This window comes from Helicobacter pylori (assembly GCF_001998165.1).
Taxonomy (GTDB): Bacteria; Campylobacterota; Campylobacteria; order Campylobacterales; family Helicobacteraceae; genus Helicobacter; species Helicobacter pylori_DL.
Genome location: NZ_MTWR01000019.1, coordinates 1 through 17,781 on the forward strand (window position 1 = coordinate 1; position 17,781 = coordinate 17,781).

The 17,781-nt window shown below is 39.6% G+C and carries 15 protein-coding genes and 2 pseudogenes; 3 read left to right on the top strand and 14 right to left on the bottom strand.

Features of this window, described 5'->3' with window-relative positions; translation table 11 throughout:
- From BZK24_RS02910 to mqnE, 14 genes and pseudogenes are all read right to left on the bottom strand, one after another.
- A partial coding sequence (locus BZK24_RS02910) for a restriction endonuclease (RefSeq protein WP_171972378.1) occupies positions 1-573 on the bottom strand: 573 nt, incomplete at its 3' end.
- 76 nt (positions 574-649) lie between these two features.
- A complete protein-coding gene (locus BZK24_RS02915) occupies positions 650-1,939 on the bottom strand; it encodes a (Fe-S)-binding protein (protein WP_077656516.1) in 1,290 nt (429 codons plus the stop codon).
- Positions 1,936-3,309: an oxygen-independent coproporphyrinogen III oxidase gene (hemN, locus tag BZK24_RS02920; protein ID WP_077656517.1), complete on the bottom strand. Its 1,374-nt coding sequence runs from the start codon at positions 3,307-3,309 to the stop codon at positions 1,936-1,938. Before hemN ends, BZK24_RS02915 begins: the two co-directional genes overlap by 4 nt.
- Entirely contained in the window at positions 3,309-3,824 is a 516-nt protein-coding gene (locus BZK24_RS02925) for a DUF2603 domain-containing protein (protein ID WP_000413462.1), read from the bottom strand. Before BZK24_RS02925 ends, hemN begins: the two co-directional genes overlap by 1 nt.
- A 36-nt stretch (positions 3,825-3,860) precedes the next feature.
- Positions 3,861-4,958, bottom strand: a complete 1,098-nt coding sequence (aroC, locus tag BZK24_RS02930) for a chorismate synthase (RefSeq protein ID WP_077656518.1) — start codon at positions 4,956-4,958, stop codon at positions 3,861-3,863.
- Positions 4,955-5,674, bottom strand: a complete 720-nt coding sequence (gene rnc / locus BZK24_RS02935; RefSeq protein ID WP_001878317.1) for a ribonuclease III — start codon at positions 5,672-5,674, stop codon at positions 4,955-4,957. Before rnc ends, aroC begins: the two co-directional genes overlap by 4 nt.
- Positions 5,649-6,117: pseudogene (gene rnhA, locus BZK24_RS02940) on the bottom strand (ribonuclease HI). The gene rnc and the pseudogene rnhA overlap by 26 nt, the downstream one beginning before the upstream one ends.
- Entirely contained in the window at positions 6,104-7,123 is a 1,020-nt protein-coding gene (locus BZK24_RS02945; RefSeq protein ID WP_077656520.1) for a hypothetical protein, read from the bottom strand. Before BZK24_RS02945 ends, rnhA begins: the two are co-directional and overlap by 14 nt.
- 10 nt (positions 7,124-7,133) lie before the next feature.
- Positions 7,134-8,381, bottom strand: coding sequence for a SurA N-terminal domain-containing protein (locus BZK24_RS02950; protein WP_077656521.1), 1,248 nt, complete (start codon positions 8,379-8,381; stop codon positions 7,134-7,136).
- Positions 8,381-9,805 carry an Asp-tRNA(Asn)/Glu-tRNA(Gln) amidotransferase subunit GatB gene (gene gatB, locus BZK24_RS02955; protein WP_171972379.1) on the bottom strand — a complete coding sequence of 475 codons (1,425 nt, stop codon included), beginning with the start codon at positions 9,803-9,805 and terminating at the stop codon, positions 8,381-8,383. Before gatB ends, BZK24_RS02950 begins: the two co-directional genes overlap by 1 nt.
- A complete protein-coding gene (locus tag BZK24_RS02960; RefSeq protein ID WP_077656523.1) occupies positions 9,805-11,103 on the bottom strand; it encodes a M16 family metallopeptidase in 1,299 nt (432 codons plus the stop codon). The genes gatB and BZK24_RS02960 overlap by 1 nt, the downstream gene beginning before the upstream one ends.
- A gap of 5 nt (positions 11,104-11,108) precedes the next feature.
- Positions 11,109-12,170, bottom strand: coding sequence for a dehypoxanthine futalosine cyclase (locus BZK24_RS02965; protein ID WP_077656524.1), 1,062 nt, complete (start codon positions 12,168-12,170; stop codon positions 11,109-11,111).
- A gap of 1 nt (position 12,171) precedes the next feature.
- Positions 12,172-14,937: an outer membrane protein assembly factor BamA gene (gene bamA / locus BZK24_RS02970; RefSeq protein WP_171972380.1), complete on the bottom strand. Its 2,766-nt coding sequence runs from the start codon at positions 14,935-14,937 to the stop codon at positions 12,172-12,174.
- 37 nt (positions 14,938-14,974) lie between these two features.
- Positions 14,975-16,057, bottom strand: a complete 1,083-nt coding sequence (mqnE, locus tag BZK24_RS02975) for an aminofutalosine synthase MqnE (protein WP_077656527.1) — start codon at positions 16,055-16,057, stop codon at positions 14,975-14,977.
- 299 nt (positions 16,058-16,356) lie between these two features.
- Here mqnE and BZK24_RS02980 point away from each other — a divergent pair, with 299 nt between their 5' ends.
- The 3 genes and pseudogenes from BZK24_RS02980 to BZK24_RS02990 form a co-directional block, all read left to right on the top strand.
- The gene (locus BZK24_RS02980; RefSeq protein WP_000949202.1) at positions 16,357-16,860 is read left to right on the top strand and encodes a ferritin; all 504 of its coding nucleotides are present in this window, start codon (positions 16,357-16,359) and stop codon (positions 16,858-16,860) included.
- A gap of 14 nt (positions 16,861-16,874) precedes the next feature.
- A complete protein-coding gene (gene serB, locus BZK24_RS02985; protein ID WP_077656525.1) occupies positions 16,875-17,498 on the top strand; it encodes a phosphoserine phosphatase SerB in 624 nt (207 codons plus the stop codon).
- Positions 17,499-17,537: 39 nt separating this feature from the next.
- Positions 17,538-17,781: pseudogene (locus tag BZK24_RS02990) on the top strand (glycosyltransferase family 10 domain-containing protein); the annotation flags it as partial.

Here is a 17,781-nt window from a genome sequence, read left to right on the forward strand (position 1 = left end):
ATTAGTTAGATGCTCTTTAGTCTTTTCAATCGCTTCTTTTTGGTGAGGGCGCGGCCTTTTCTTATCGCATAAGGGGAGTTCGTCTTGAGTTTGCGCGGGATCAAACTTTTCCCAATCAATCTGAGAATAGATAAAATCCTCTTCACTGATAATATCAATATCAATATCCTTCCCTGTGCTTCTGATTTGCTCAATTGCTTTAAGGGCTTCAGAGGTTAAATTAGAAGTGGAGATGATGATCCCTTTTTTAAACCTGACCTCCCCTACCCCGCTTTGCAATTGGGTTAAAAAAGGTGAAATGTCGTTATATGAGATGCTGTTTTGATGGAATTTGCATTGCACGGCGATGTATTCTTTTGAAGTCGTTTGAATGACTATATCAATCCCCTTATCGCGCTCCTTCCCCCTTAATTCCCAATCATACCAAAGATCAATAGACTCGTATTCGTTAGCGCTGTCATGCTCTTGTAAAAATTGCTTAGAAATTTTTTCAAACAAGCTCCCTTTATGGCGAAGGTTAGGTATGGCATGCAGTTTTTCTTTGATGAGTTCGTAGGCACTGATTTCTTGCATTTTTCATTCCTTTTAGTGGCGTTATAAAGTCCTACATTATATAAAAAGATGCTGAAAAATGGGGTTAAAAGGCTTTTTATTCAGCGCTTTTTAAAGCTTTAGCGATGAGTTCTAAAGGGTGCAAAAATTGCGGGGTGTTAGGGTCATCTAAAGACTTTAGGGCGTTGTTTAATTGCATGTGGCATGCCCCGCATTCAGCGCTTAAAATTTCAGCTTTGGTGTCCATGATTTCTTTAGCCCTAAGAAGCCCCACTTTTAAAGAAAATCCCGCCTTTTCGGTTTGCATGGTAATCCCCCCAAAACCGCAGCAATTGTCCGGCATTTCTTTAATTTCATAATGCGCATTGAGCAAATTGCGCACTTCTTTGTGAGCGTTTAGGGTTTTTTTAGCATGGCAAGGGTTATGATAAGTGATAGCCTCTTTTTTCCCTTTAGGGATTTTTTCTAAAAGATTTTTTAAAGGGGTGTGTTTCTCTAAAAACACGCTCGCCAGATAGATTTTGGGCGTGATTTTTTCCAAGCGCTTCACATACAAATCCTTATCTTTTTCGCCTAAAAACACCTTGTAATAATCATTAATAAGCATGCTAGCGCATGTGGCTTCAGGCACAATGATCGCATCCACTTCATCTAAATAGCTTTCAAACCATTCTATGTTTTTTTTCACTAAAAAAAGCGTGGTGTCTTTATCGCCGGTAAAATACGCAGGCGCTGAGCAGCATTCTTGCTTAGGGATGATCGCTTGAATGTTGAGCTTTTCTAAAATATACAACAAGCTTTCCCCCACTTGCTGGTAATGGTAATTGCTCAAGCACCCTATAAAAATCGCCACTTTTTGAATGGGGTTTTCTAAAGGCTTAATCTCTGCATACTTTTGTAAGAAACTTTTTTGATTTAAGGGAGGCAGAGCGCTTTTGTTGAAGCGTTTGAACAAGCCTTTAAACACCGCCCTAGGCTCTAAACTATCCCCCACTTGCTTGAAAACACAAGGGGCTAAAAAATGCGCCACTGAAAACACCCTATCCATTTTTTTGCGGTTTTTTAAAAGGGAAAAATAGGATTTTTTATACCAAGCGATGCCGTATTTTTGAGCGATTTTTTCTCTGGCTTTTTCTATTAAAGTGTCTATGGGCAAATGAAAAGGGCAAGTTTCCACGCAAGCGGTGCATAAAAAGCAAGTTTCTAAAAGGTGTTTTAAATTCGTGTCTAATTTAAGTTTGTTTTGAGCGTTTAGGCGCATCAAATCTAAAAAGCCCCTAGGCGAAGTCGCCTCGTCTTTATGGATGCGGTATATGGTGCAACCTGGCACGCATTTAGCGCATTTAACGCAAGCGTCCCCTACTTCTTCAAAGATATTTTCATTCATAGCGTTTTACTGAAATGTTTTTCGCCCCCACGCAAATACGCGTCAAACTCCATAGCCATGTTTCTTACGAGCATGCCCCCTGTTTTGGTCATCTCAAAGCCTTTAGGGTTAAAAACAAGCAAGCCCGCCTCTTCATAAGGCTTTAATTTTTCTAATTCTTTTTTAAAATGCGCTTTAAAATCAATAGAAAATTTTTCTTCAATCTTAGAGTAATCCAATTTTAAATTACTCATCATCTGCATGATCACTTCTTTTCTTAACACATCTTCTTTGGTGAGCGCTACACCCCTTTCTACCGGTAAATGCCCCAAATCAAGGGCTTTTTCATAGTGGTGCAAATCCTTATAATTTTGCGTGTAATAATCGCTCCCTTCGCCAATGCTTGTAACGCCAATGCCAATGGTTTGAGTGAATTTTTTCGTGGTATAGCCTTGAAAATTACGGCGTAATTCCGCTTTTTGAAGGGCTAAATACAATTCATTATCGCTTTTGGCGAAATGATCCATGCCTATCATTTGGTAGTTGGCTTTTTCTAAAAAACTGATAAGAGCTTCTAAAATCTCTAGCTTGTCTCTAGGGCTTGGCAATAAGGTTTCATCAATTTTACGCATCGTTTTTTTCACCCAAGGCACATGCGCGTAATTAAACACCGCTAATCGGTCCGGATCCAGTTTCAAAACCCATTCCAAAGTTTTTAAAAAACTCTCTTTAGTCTGGTTGGGTAAGCCATAAATCAAATCAAAATTAATGGATTTGATGCCGTAATCTCTGGCGAGCTTCACAGATTCTTGAACCATTTCAAAAGGCTGGATCCTATGAATGGCTTTTTGAACTTCAAAATCAAAATCCTGCACCCCAAAACTCAAGCGGTTAAACCCCCTATCAAACAAGGTTTGCATGTGTTCTTTAGTGAAATGCCTGGGGTCAATCTCGCAACTCATTTCAATATCTTGGCTGAAATTGGGGAAAACTTCTTGAATGCTTTGCGTGATCTCATCTAATTGAATGGGCGAAAAAAAGGTCGGCGTGCCGCCTCCATAGTGGAATTGCGCCACTTCTCTGTTAGTGTCCATGGCGTTTTTTAAAAGGGCGAGTTCTTTTTTAAGGTAGCTGATATAGCGGACTTTTTTCTCTTCTAAACTGGTGTAAATGACTGAACATGCGCAAAAATAACACGCGCTCCTGCAAAAGGGCAAATGCGTATAAAGCGATAAGGGCATGGGGTTTTTGAGATTGTCATGGTTAAAAAACGCCGTTTTCAAGCTCTCTTCATTAAAATTTTCTTTAAACTCCACCGCTGTGGGGTAGCTGGTGTATCGTGGGCCGGGCTTGGAATATTGCGAAAATTTTTCAAAATCAATGGTTTGCATTAAAAATTTTCCTCATCGCTATTGTCAAAATTTTCAAAATTATTCTCATTAAAAGGGGGTTGTTTGAACATGTTGTCAAAATTAAAAAATAAATTAGGGTGTTCTTTTTTGATTTGTTTGACAAAATTTAAGGTGTTGATATTGGGCAAATTCCCGTCTTTTTGGCGTAAATTTTCTAACAATTGCAAGGAAACTTCGCGCACGTCTTCAAAATCAATCGGCGCTTGGGTGATAATATCCCTTTCTAATTCCGCCCTGAGCCTGGCTTCAAAAGCCTTTCTGGCGTTTTCTGCCAAAAGAGAGATCACATTGTCCGGCACTAAAACGTAATTTTTATCTTCTTCATCAGAAATAAAGTAAGCTTCATTTTTTTTAAACGCCCCTTTTTCTAATTCTAAAAGCATTTCATTAGCGCTGATTTTTTTGAGAAAGGCTCTGTTTTTTTGGGTGGTTAGGCTATGGATAAGTTTTTGTGATTTGGTTTTAGAAACTCGTTTTTTAGGTAATTTTTCCATTTATATCCTTTTTAAGCTGATTGTATCCAATTTCGTTTAATTCTCATTATAAATCGTTTTTAAATACTCTATTTTTGAAGTCAAATTGAGTAATACCATATCGGCTAACACCAATGAAAGCAAACTTTCACACACCACGCTCCCTCTAATCGCAATGCAAGGATCATGCCTACCCTTTAACAAGCATTCGCATTCATTGTTATTAATGTCTATGGTTTGTTGAGGTTGGAAAATGCTTGGCGTGGGTTTGAAATGCACTTTAACAATGATTTCTTCCCCATTACTCATGCCCCCTAAAACCCCTCCGCTATGATTGCTTAAAAACCCTTTTTGATTCATTAAATCGTTATACTCTGAGCCTTTTAATAAAGAGCTTTCTACCCCCTTGCCTATTTCAACCGCTTTCACCCCGTTAAGCCCCATCATGACTTCAGCGATTTTAGCGTCTAATTTAGCGTATAGCCCTTGACCCAAGCCAATGGGGAGCTTTTGATTTCTTTTTGCGCTCCTTGCTCTAATCAAAGCCACGCCCCCGATGCTATCGTGGTTTTTGATAGCGTTTTGAATGGCTGTTTTTTGCGCTTCTTCTTGTTCTTTGTCTAGGGCAAAAATCTCGCTTTTTAAGGTGTGATTAAAGTCGTAATTTTTGGCTTCAATACCCCCAATTTTAATAATCCCACTTTCACAAACAATACCAATTTCTCTTAAAAGCATTTTAGCAAACGCCCCAGCAGCCACTCTTATGGCGCTCTCTCTAGCCGAGCTCCTCCCCCCACCCCTAAAATCCCTAATGCCGTATTTATGGAAATAAGTGAAATCCGCATGGCTAGGCCTGAAAAGGTTTTTAATGTTATCGTAATCCTTGCTCCTAGCCCTTTGGTTGTGGATTAAAAACCCTATAGGCGTCCCTGTGCTAAAATCTTCAAAAACCCCGCTTGTTATTTCCACTTTATCGTCTTCTTTCCGTGGCGTAATGAAAATGTTCCTCCCCCCTTGGCGGCGCTTCATTTCATTTTCTAATAAGTCATAGTCTATTTTAATCCCGCTAGGCATGCCGTCTAATACCCCCCCTATCATATCCCCATGCGATTCCCCAAAGGTCGTTAGCCTTAAAAAACGCCCCAAAGTGTTCATTTGGCTTCCTTAAGTTTTTGAAGCGCTTGATAAGCGCATTGCTGTTCGGCTTCTTTTTTGCTTTTGCCTTTAGCGGTCGCATACATTTTATCTTGAATGTATAAAGCCATTTCAAATTCTTTATGGTGATCGGGGCCTTTTTCTTGGAGTAATTGGTAAGTGGGGATCACGCAAAATTGCGCTTGGGTCAATTCTTGTAAGGCGGTTTTATAATCCATAAACAAATGCTCCAAATCCAAACGCTTGTAAGCGCGATTGAGTAAATTTTGCATGATTTTACGCACTTTAGCTAACCCTGCTTCTAAATACACCCCAGCCATTAAAGCCTCAAAAGCGCTTGACAGGATAGAGGGTTTTTCCCTCCCCTTAGAAATTTCTTCAGAAGAAGAGACGCGCAAATAATCCTGCAAAGCAATCGCTTTCGCTAACTTTGTAAAACCATGCGCGCTCACAATAGAAGCCCTTAATTTAGAGAGTTTGCCCTCATCGTATTGATAGAATTTATGGTATAGCAACTCCCCTATCACCAAACCCAACACCGCATCGCCCAAAAATTCCAAGCGCTCATTGTTTAAAGCGAGCTTGCATGATTTATGCGTTAGGGCTTGCTCCAATAAACGCTTGTCTTTAAAAGAATACCCTAAAGCTTTTTCTAGCGTTAGATAAGGGTTGTTAGGCGTTACATAAGGGCTATTTTGAGAGCGTTTGTTTTTCATTATTATTCCCTTTAAGTGGTCGTTTTGACCCGTTTTTGCGCCTCTAATTTAGCGAGACTATCGCATCGCTCATTCTCGGCATGCCCATTATGCCCCTTGATCCAAACAGCCACAATCAAATGCCCTTTAGAGACTTTTAAAAATTCTTTCCATAAATCCACATTTTTAACTTTAGAAAAATTCTTTTTTTGCCAGTTAGTCAGCCACACATTGATCGCTTGGCACACGTATTGCGAATCGCTATAAAGCGTGATATGGCATGGGCGTTTCAAAATTTTTAAGGCTTCATTGAGCGCTCTTAATTCCATGCGGTTATTCGTGGTGAATTCTTCGCCTCCACTGATGATTTTTTCTTTATCTTTATAGCGTAAAATCGCCGCATACCCGCCTGGTCCGGGATTACCTAAAGAAGAGCCATCGCAAAAAATTTCAATTTCTTGCATTCAATCCACTCCCATAGCTTTCTTTAGAAATTTTAAGCACCACATCCATAAACGCCAACTGGTAACACACAGGACACCTATGGCTTTCAAAAGGGAAGATTTGTTTGCAATGCTTGCAGCGGTATTCAAAAGTCAGACGCGCTTTTATAGGGCTATTTAATAGAGCGCGTAAAACCTCTAATTCAAAAACTTGGCAAGGTTTGTTGTCCAAAAGCAGCCCTTGAGATCGCGCGATGTCTTGCAAAAGGGCATGTTTTTCTAAAATGAAAGCAGGGATATTCATATCCCATAAAAGATCGATCACATTTTCTAGCCGTTCGGTTGCATCAATCTCTTGCCAAAAAAGCTTTTCATCATAAGATTTTAAATAATTTAAAGCGATTTTTTTCAAATCTAACGACGCTTTTGAAACATGCAAGATTTTAGCCGCATCTTCCTTATTCTCTATTAAATGCATGAGATAAAGGTAATTTTTAATCGTTTCAATTTCAGGCGTTTCTAATTCTTCCAAACATTCCAAAGTCTCTAAAGCCTTTGAATAATCTTTTTCTAATTCATACGCATGCAAAAGTTTCAACAACGCTTCCACATTCCTTGGGGAAAAGCGCAAAATTTCTTTCACGGTGTCTTTTGTTTTTTGCAAATACCCCACACTAAAATAATTTTCAGCTAATAAATCTAAAACAGCGATTTTTTCTTCATCTTTTAGGGGGCGATTCAAAAGCCCTTTTAAGATTTCAATACTCATTTCTATGTCAGCGATTTTAGAATACGCCCTGGCTAAAAACATCAAACTGGAAATTTTGGCATGCTTTAAAAGTTCGTCTAAATTCTCACTGCTCGCGTAAGCGTTTTGATTTTGGGCGAATTTTTGTAAAAATTTTTTGTTTCTCTTTCGGGTGAAATACGCCCTAGCCTGTTCTAATAGAATGACAAGAGCGATAATGAAAGTGAATAAAGCGATAGAAAATAAAGAATCTTTATAGAGGAAATTGAAGTGTTGCACAATCTAAAAATCACTCTCTAATCATCACAATCCTAGACTTAACACGCAATTTTTCAAAATGCTCTTCTAAAATCTTATCTTTAGATTCTTCCACTAATTTTTGGGCGATGAATTGCTTGGCCTGGCTGAAGCTCACTTCATTTTTACCCTTTTTTTCCTTGATATAAAAGGTGATGAACTGCCCCCCACCCCCATTCATAACGGGCGTGAAAGATCCTTGCTCATGCGAAATAAAGACTTGGGCGATTTGAGGGTTTAGGGTTTTCATCTCTATTTTTTCATTGGCCTTACTCACCCCTGGAATTTCTAAATTAGGGTCTGCCATAGCCCTTTCTAAATCTTCTTGATTGGTGGAAGTGTAGCGCACGGTTTCTATTTCAGTGGGGATACTGAATTGCTCCTTGTGTTTGTTGTAATATTCGCGCATTTTGGTTTCAGAGCTGGTATCCACATTCGTGAGTAAGATATTACGCAACAATTCTTGCATTTCTAAATGCTCCTTAAGCTGATCTCTATAGAGTTTATAATGCCCCTCAGCCATAAGCATTTGTTTGAAATGATCCAAATCCATGCCTTGCTGTTGCGCCATCATCGCCATTTCTTGGTCTAGCTTGTCATCATCTACATGGATTTTTAAGCGTTCAATTTCTTGGTTTTTAATGCGCTCCGCAATCAAACGATCCCTGGCTTGAGCCTTACTCACTTTAGATTTTTTTTGCTCTTCTTGGATTTGATACAGCGTGATAGGCGAACCATTAACGAGTAAAGAAATGCCCCCTACAACCTTATCTTCAAGGGTGTTGTTGGTAGCGTTATTAGGATTACCAAAAATGGAATTGAATTGAGAGCTAGGGCTTGTCCCCTTATTTTTTTCAAGAGTTTGAGAGGTTGTCTCTTTTTCTTCAAGTTTTGGTGCGTTATTTTGAACGCTTTGATTTTGCATGCCTTTAGCGCTCTTTTTGATTTTAGGAGGCGTTATTTTTTGAGTAGGATTTTTGGCATCCCCATGATGGACTTCTGCTCTGGGTTTTCTCTTGGCTTTTGTTTCTTTCTTTTCTTCGGTGTTTTTCTTTTCTTCTTTTTTATTTTTCAATTCTTTATTTTTTAAATCCTTATTCTTCAATTCTTGGCGGATTTTTTTATCCAAAGAAGACTCTTGTTTCCTCCCTTCTAAGGCTTCCACTTTAGATTCCGGCTCTGCATAAACGATCCCAATAAACAACAAAGCCTTCAAAACATAAGAAAAAATTTTCCTCATCAACCCAATTTCTCTTTCAAAATAGCATTCACCACGCTAGGATTAGCCCCTTTTAGATTTTTCATCGCTTGCCCTACAAAAAACCCAAAAAGCTTGTCCTTACCGCTTTTGTATTCAAGCACCTTATCAGCGTTGTTTTTAAGCACCTCTTCTATCACTTTAACAATCGCTTCAGTGTCATTGACTTGAGACAAGCCCATTTGTTCAATGAGCGCATCCACATCGCCCCCTTGCTCTTCTAAAAGCTTGTCTAACACATCTTTAGCGCTCTTGCCTGAAATCTTGCCCTCATCAATGCGTTTGGCTAAAGCGCCTAACGCATGAGCACTAACCCCGCAATTTTCTAAAGTGATCTCGGCTTTCAAGCGCCCTAATAATTCCACGCAAAGCCATGTCACGCTCGTTTTAGCCTTAACCCCAAGATTGAGCATGCTTTCAAAATACTCCGCCAATAAAGGATCGCTCACCAATAAATTCGCATCGTCTTCTTTAAGGTTAAAATCTTTCATGTAGCGGATTTTTTTCGCACCCGGCAATTCATTGATCTTTTGAGCTTCTTTTAAAAGTTTTTCATCAATAAAAACAGGATACAAATCCGGATCTTTAAAATAGCGGTAATCCGCTGATTCTTCTTTATTGCGCATAGAAAGGGTGATCCCTTTATTGGTGTCAAAAAGGCGCGTTTCTTGAACCACCTCTTCATTATAGCGCCCATTTTCCCACGCCGCGCTTTGGCGCTCTATCTCGTATTCAATCGCTTTAGCGATGAATCTAAAGCTATTTAGGTTTTTAATCTCCACCCTCGTGTAAAGCTTTTCATCGCCTTTGGGCCTGATGGATACGTTCGCATCGCACCTGAAATTCCCCTCTTGCATGTTCGCATCAGAAATCCCTATAAAACGCACGATAGCATGGAGCTTTTTCAAATACGCTATGGCTTCTTCACTATTTCGCATGTCCGGCTTGCTGACAATCTCTAATAAAGGGGTGCAAGCGCGATTCAAATCCACCAAAGAATAACTGCCCTCATGGATATTTTTACCGGCGTCTTCTTCCATGTGGGCCCTTTCAATACGCACGATTTTTGTGCCCTCTTTGGTGTCAATCTCTAATTTCCCATCGCTCACAATAGGGACTTCAAACTGCGAAATTTGATAAGCCTTAGGCAAATCAGGGTAAAAATAATTTTTCCTCGCAAAAAGGGAATATTGGTTGATATTGGCTCCAATGGCTGTGCCTAATTGGATGGCTTTTTTAACCACTTCTTTATTTAATACCGGTAAAGCTCCCGGTAAACCCAAACACACAGGGCAGGTGTTAGAATTGGGGGTTTCTCCAAAGCTTGTAGAGCAAGAGCAAAAGATTTTGGTTTTGGTGTTGAGTTGGACATGGACTTCTAGCCCGATTACAGCTTCAAATGGCATCATTTGTCCTTCTTTTTATTGCTCACAATGGCAAAAGTCAAGTCGTTGATTTCGGTGTGCTCTTTAATGAAGTCATTGATTTCTTTCAAACTCATTTTTTGGATTTGATCCAAGAGCGTTTGGTTGAAATCTAAAGGCAAACCCAAATAAAAATAATTGTAAGTGGTGTTCAAGCGGCTTGAGATCGTTTCATTCCTTAAAGGCTCAGAGCCTAGTAAAAACTTTTTAGCGTCGTCTAATTCTTGTTGCGTCATGCCTTTTTCTATAAATTCTTTAATTATTTTTTTAACTAAGACAACGCTTTTAGCTTGAGTGCTGAGCTTGGTTTGCAAATACCCGCTCGCAAAATGCGCCACTTTAGAAAAATTGGAGCGGATATACACGCTATAAGCTAAGCCCTCTTGAACCCTGATTTTTTCCATTAAACGAGAGCCAAACCCCCCCCCAAGCACAAACATCATGACTTTAGATTTCGCTAAATCCTGTTTTAGATCCTTGATTTTAAAGGGTGCGCCAAAATACACGAAAGCCTGTTCAGTGTCTTTATAAAGGACTTTTTCGCTTTTTTTATCGCTCGTTTCAAAATAAGGCTCTTCATACGCTTTACCTTGTGGCAAGAAATTGAGGGCGTTATTTAAACGCTTAAGGGTTTGATCGATTTTCAAATCGCCCCCAAGCACCACCACGAGTTTATTGAGTTCAAAAACCTTAGCAAATTGCTGTTTCAAATCGTCTAGCTTGATTTTTTGAAGGCTCTCTTTAGTGCCTAAGGCCGCATTAGCTAAAGGGGTGTTAGCAAAAAGCTCTTGTTTTAAAGTCAATTTAGCCAAATAATCAAAGTCGCTTTCTTTTTGTAAAAGTTGGGCTAACATTCTGGTTTTGACTTTTTCTAAAGCGTTTTGCGTGAAATTAGGGGATTTTAAAAGCTCTTTTAAGCGCGTGATGGCTTCATCTTCGTATTCTTTTAAAAATTCTAAAGTGATTTGCAAATCTTCTGCACTGGTATCCACATTCAAACTGATCGCTTTTTGCTCTAAAAGTTGTGCAAACCCCACCGCGCCAAGCTCCTTAGTGCCTTCGTTTAAAACTTGCGCGAATAATTTCGCCAAACCCAACTGGTTTTTATCGCTTAAGCTCCCACCCCCTCTAAAAGCTAAATGGATAAACCCCATAGGCAACAAATGGTTTTCTTCATAAATCACAGGGACTTTAGCTTGATTGATTTCTTGGTGTGTCAAAGCGCTCGCTTGTAACCCCATAAAAACTCCTAATAATAAAGTGATTAAAATTTTTTTCATGCTCTTTATACCTTTGCTTTAGCCGGATAACGCTTTAAGATTTCATAAGCGGTGTTTCGTTTAGCCGCCACGCTCCCAATGTCTTCAATAAGCTCTATCATTTCCGCTTCATTCATACAAAAACTCGTTCCGGCCGCTTTCACGACATTTTCTTCCATCATCACACTCCCTAAATCATTCGCTCCAAACAATAAGGCTAACTGCCCTATCATAGAGCCTTGAGTAACCCATGAGCTTTGTATGTTTTGAATGTTATCCAAAAAAATCCTACTGCATGCCAAATAGCGTAAATACCGATTGGAACTCGCTTTTTTAATGCTTGGGATTTCTTCTTTTAAGGGGGTGTTGTTGGGCTGAAAGCTCCATAAAATAAAAGCCCTAAAGCCGCCGGTTTCATCTTGCAAATCGCGCACCCTTTGTAAATGCTCTATTACATCTTCTTCATTATCCACACTCCCAAACATCATGGTAGCCGTGCTTTTAATCCCACAAAGGTGTGCCATTTTATGCACTTCAATCCACCGATCGCTACTCAATTTTTTAGGAGCAATGACATTGCGCACCCTATCGCTTAGTATTTCTGCTCCCGCTCCTGGAATGGAACTTAACCCGGCGTTTTTCAACCTTTCTAAAACTTCTTTTAAAGACAATTTAGAGATTTTAGAAATGTAATCAATTTCAACCGCGCTAAAACCATGAATGGTGATGGTGGGGAATTTTTGAGCGATATGGCTGACTAGATTCTCATAATAATCAATCTTTAGTTGCGGGTGCACCCCCCCTTGAAAAAGGATCTGCGTGCCGCCAATAGCGAGCAATTCTTCAATCTTTTGATCAATTTCCTCATAACTCAACACATAGGCGTCTTTTTCTTTTAAGGTGCGTTTGAACGCGCAAAACTTGCAATCCACAAAACAAATATTGGTGTAATTGATATTCCTATCCACAATAAAAGTCGTCAAGTTTTCAGGGTGCAAGCGTTGCTTCACTCTCAAAGCCCTTTGCCCTAATTCTTTCAAGGGCGCGTTTTTCATTAGATCTAAAATTTCTTCTCTGTTAATGCGCATTTTAAAACCTTGTTCCCATAGAAAATTCAAAGTGTTGCGTGTAATCGTTCATGTTAGGGTTGAAGCATAGCCCTTTACATTTCTTGCCATTGCCATCGCCCCATTGGTTGAAAAACGCTATAGGGAAAATCAACACCAAAGGCCCCATGGGCGAAATCCATTCAATCTGTAAGCCTATAGAAGCCCTCCAAGTCGCTCTTTCAAACCCAGCCCCTATCACGCCATAATCTTTAAAATTCGCTGTCGTGAGGGGAGCGTTATAGAAGAAACTCCCCCTAGTTGGGGTTTTAAAGGTTAGGAAACCAAAGTCAAAAAACCACGCTAAACGCATTTTAGCCGCTTTCAACACCCCATAGCTCAATTCAGTAGAGGCGGTGAAAATCCCATCGCCTCCAAGCCACAAACCAAACTCATCTTTAGGCGTAACCGATCCGTTCCTAAAGCCTCTCACCGTGGTTACGCCCCCCATGTAGAAGGTGGAGTTTAAGGGCAAGTAATCATCGGTGTTATACCTAAAGATATAGCCCCCTTGCGTTTTAAAGCGGGCGATCAAATCTATCAATAAATATTTTTGCAAATGGTGGTAAGCGGCGAATTTACCATAGACTTTAGTGTTACGGACATTCCCGCCTAACCCGTTCCAAGAATTGAGCGTGCCAGAGCTTGGCAAACCAGACATCGTTGCATAAGAGCTAAAGATAACCCCATTTCTAGGGAAATAATAATCATCAGTGTTGTCATAACTCACATCAAGAGTGAAAGAGCTGGTAATAGGCGTATGATAATCCCTATCCCAAATACCTTTTATTTCTGGTGAAGTGGTGATCGCTCCAGGGTTAGAACAATTTTCAGGTTGTAAGGGGGTTCTACCGCCTGATAAACGATTGATAATCACCGATGCGGGGGTAGAACATTGCCTTGGAGCGACCACTTCATTAACAGAGGAATAGTAGCGGTTGTATAAAGGGCTGCTGAAACCAAGGAGTTTGGTAACGTTCAAGTTATACCCTAAGCTCACATGGGTTCTGTTACCCAGCATGCGCCCGACATTCACCCCAAAGCCCCCGCCTTGTTGGACGTATTGGTAGCTTATCCTATAATCCGCATAAAGATTGATCGTAGAGCTATACCAGCTGTCAAAAATCCTAGGATTAGTCAGGCTCAAATTCCCAGCAAACATACGACCCGCTCCTCTTGGCATGCCTGGATAAGATCTACCCCCCCCTGTAGCGATGTTAGCATACAAGCTCATGCTTTGCCCTGTGCCAAAAAGATTCCTTTCGCTCACGCTCCCATTAAGCATAAGCCCTCCATAAGAGCCATAGCCTAACCCAAATTGCAACTGCCCGGTGCGCCCCTCTTCTACGCTCACTAACAAATCCATAAGCGAGCTATTCACCCTTTTTTCTTCAATTTTGACTTTAGGGAAAAACCCTAAACGCCTTAAAGAATTTTCAGAATTTCTGAGTTTGGTCAAGTTGTATTTATCCTTAGGCCCTAACAATAACTCCCTTCTGATGATCCTATCGCTTGTGCGCTGGTTCCCTGAAATGATGACATCATTGATATACACCATATCGCCCACTTCAATACGATAAATGACTTTCACAAGCCCGTTTTTTTCATCTTTATCCAAGTCTGGCTTCACCACCGCAAACGCATAACCCTTATCGGCAATTTCGGTTTTTAAAATTTGCGCATCCGCTCTTAAATGCTCAATATTAAAGACATCTTTTCTTTTAACTTTAAGCGCTTTTTCTAAGGTTTTTAAGGGGACTACCGGGTTGTCAATCTCTATTAAAATGTCTGAAATCCTGTATTGGATCCCCTCTTTGACTTTATAATGAAGCTTAGCGTCATGGGTAGAAAAATCCGTTTTCAAAAAAGGCGAAGAAATATGAGCGTCCAAATAACCCCTACGCATATACACATCTTGGATACGCAAAGAATCGTATTCTAATTGATCTAAACGCAATTTCCCGTCATTCAAGCCCCACATCCAGCCCATGAAATCTCGTTGCTTGTTCGCGCTCAAAGATTCAATCAAGCGGTGTTTTAGTTTCGCGCTTCCCTCATAAATGGATTGCTTGATATAAATACTATCCCCCCTATTCACATCAAACACGATTAATAACGCGCCCTCACTGACCTTTTGGGTGCGCACCTCCACCACGCTCCCATAATAGCCCTGCCCCTCTAAAGCTGTTTTTAAAGCCGTTTTAGCATGCTCTAATTTTTGCTCATCAAAGGTGTCGCCCTTTTTGATCCCCATTTGGGATTTTAAGCCGTCTTTTTCCTTTTCAGTCCCATAACCCTTGATTTCTACCCCGGCAATCCTGGCTTTTTCATCAAAATGAAACTCTAAAATGCCGTTTTCAAAAGTGGCATAAACGTCTTTAAAATACCCTTGATTGAACAAAGCCAAAACGGCGGTGTCTATTTTTTTAGAATCCACCATATCGCCCACGCGAATCTTTACAATTTCATTAGCGAGCATGTCAGACATGTAAGAAAGCCCGACATAAGAAATGGACTTGACTTTCATTTCTTTAGGCGTTTGATTGGATTGAGAGGTTTCGTTTTGAGCTTCACTTTTTTGAGCTTCTTTTGGGGTTTCTTTTGGAGAAGCCAAATCGTTTGGTTTAGAGCCGTCATTTTCTAAAGCTTCAACGCCGGTATTGATACATGCGAAAACAAGAGAAGATAGAATAAATTTTTTAATACTGATTTCCTTAATAGATTTTAGCTTGAGTGTTGTTAGTAGCATTATTATAACTAATCATTCTTAAAAACGCTAAAAATCATTAAAATTTTTGTATAAAATTATACAAACTATCCCTTTCTACCGCAACAAAGCCAGAATCCTTGATTTTAAATATCAAATCTTCTTTTTCTAAACCATGCCGGCTTTTCGCACCGGCTGCGCTTTGAATGCTCTCTATCTCTATCGTGCCGTCTAAATCGTTAGCGCCAAATTCTTGAGCCACTAAAGCCAAATTCAAGCCCAAAGTCGCCCAATAGGCTTTAATGTGGGGGATATTGTTTAAAAGAATGCGAGATATGGCGATGGTTTTTAGGATTTCTATTGCGCTAGGGGATTTTCCCACTTTCAAATAATTGTTTTCTTTTTGATACAATAAAGGGATAAAAGCGTTAAAGCCCCCTTCTTTATTTTCCACTTTATTTTTAGGGCTTTGAGTTTTTTTGATCCTTAACATGTGATCGATGCGATGGATTTTATCTTCAATGTGCCCAAAAAGCATAGTAGCGTTACTCATTTTGCCTAATTTGTGCCAATAAGCATGGATTTCTAACCACCGAGAAGATCCCACCTTACCATTACAGATTTTACGCCTGATCTCTTCATCAAAAATCTCCGCCCCCCCACCTGGCATAGAATCCACCCCAGCTTTGAGCATGTCTTCTAACACCAATTCAAAAGGTTTGTTGAATTTAACGCTTAAAAAATGCACTTCTGCGGCGGTCATGGCCTTTAAGTGCAAGTTAGGCATTTCTTGCTTGATGGTTTCAAACACCTTTAAATACCATTCATAAGAGTAATTAGGGTTATGAGCGCTCACGATATGGACTTCTTTAATCCCCTTGTTGTAGGAGTTTTTAACCTTTTCTAGGATTTCTTCTAAGCTCATTTCATAAGGGTTAGGGTTTTTTCTGTGGGCTGAAAAAGCACAAAATTTGCAAGCGTCCGCGCAAATATTGCTAGGGTTTAAATGCCTATTGACATTAAAATACACGATTTTTTGGTGCATGTTTTGGCGCATGTGATCCGCTACTTCCCCCAGCGTGTATAAATCATAATCATAAAGCCTGACTAATTCTTTACTTTCAGTAACTTGATTGTCTAATACTTTTTCTAAAAAGTCCATGGTTAAATTGCCTTTCATTTTAAAGATAAACATTGTAGCATTTTTAGATTGAATAATGCTTTTTATATATTATATAAAAATATCCCTTTTAATCCCCCCCTATTGATACTAGCCCCCTTTTTTGACCTAATTCTCATTAAAGTGATTTTTATGATAAAATCTAAGCTCTATCAAGCCATTAGCTGGCGTTCTTTCTCATTTTTTGCAAGTTTTTAAAAATTTTCATACTCTTGTTTACTTTTTCATTATCATTTATGCTATAATTATGGGACAACTTAAACCAACACAAAGGAGATACTATGTTATCAAAAGACATCATTAAGTTGCTAAACGAACAAGTGAATAAGGAAATGAACTCTTCCAACTTGTATATGAGCATGAGTTCTTGGTGCTATACCCATAGCTTAGATGGCGCGGGGCTTTTCTTGTTTGATCATGCGGCTGAAGAATACGAGCATGCCAAAAAGCTTATCGTCTTCTTGAATGAAAACAATGTGCCTGTGCAATTGACTAGCATCAGCGCGCCTGAGCATAAGTTTGAAGGTTTGACTCAAATTTTCCAAAAAGCCTATGAACATGAGCAACACATCAGCGAGTCTATTAACAATATCGTTGATCACGCCATAAAAGGCAAAGATCATGCGACTTTCAATTTCTTGCAATGGTATGTGTCTGAACAGCATGAAGAAGAAGTGCTTTTCAAGGATATTTTGGATAAAATTGAGTTGATTGGTAATGAAAATCATGGCTTGTATTTGGCTGATCAGTATGTCAAAGGGATCGCTAAAAGCAGGAAATCTTAATTTTAGGGTATTGGGTGCAAAAACTAGCCGTTTTTGATTTTGACTCCACGCTAGTCAATGCTGAGACGATTGAGTCTTTAGCGAGGGCGTGGGGGGTGTTTGATGAAGTGAAAACAATCACTTTGAAAGCTATGAATGGCGAGACAGATTTTCATAAAAGTCTTATTTTAAGGGTTTCTAAACTCAAAAACATGCCCTTAAAACTAGCCAAAGAAGTTTGTGAAAGTCTGCCTTTATTTGAGGGGGCGTTTGAACTCATTAGTGCCTTAAAAGAGAAAAATTACAAGGTGGTTTGCTTCAGTGGGGGCTTTGATCTAGCGACCAATCATTACAGGGATTTATTGCATTTAGATGCGGCTTTCAGTAACACGCTGATAGTGGAAAATAACGCCTTAAACGGCTTGGTTACCGGGCATATGATGTTTTCACACTCTAAGGGCGAAATGCTTCTCGCCTTGCAACGCTTATTGAATATCAGTAAAGATCGCACTTTAGTCGTGGGCGATGGAGCGAATGATTTGAGCATGTTCAAACATGCCCATATCAAAATCGCTTTCAACGCTAAAGAGGTTTTAAAACAGCACGCCACGCATTGCATCAATGAGCCTGATTTAGCCCTAATCAAGCCTTTGATTTAAAAAAATTTTTTTGTAAAATACTCCTTTAAAAGGATAACCATGTTCCAACCCCTATTAGACGCTTATATAGACAGCACCCAAATAGAAGAGACAGCCCATAAGCCCCCATTAAATATAGCTCTAGCCAATTGGTGGCCTTTGGATAAAAGAGAAAGCAAAGGGTTTAGAAAAAAATTTATTTTACATTTCATTTTAAGCCAACGCTACACAATCACCCTCCACCAAAACCCTGATAAACCTGCGGACATCGTTTTTGGTAACCCCCTTGGATCGGCTAGAAAAA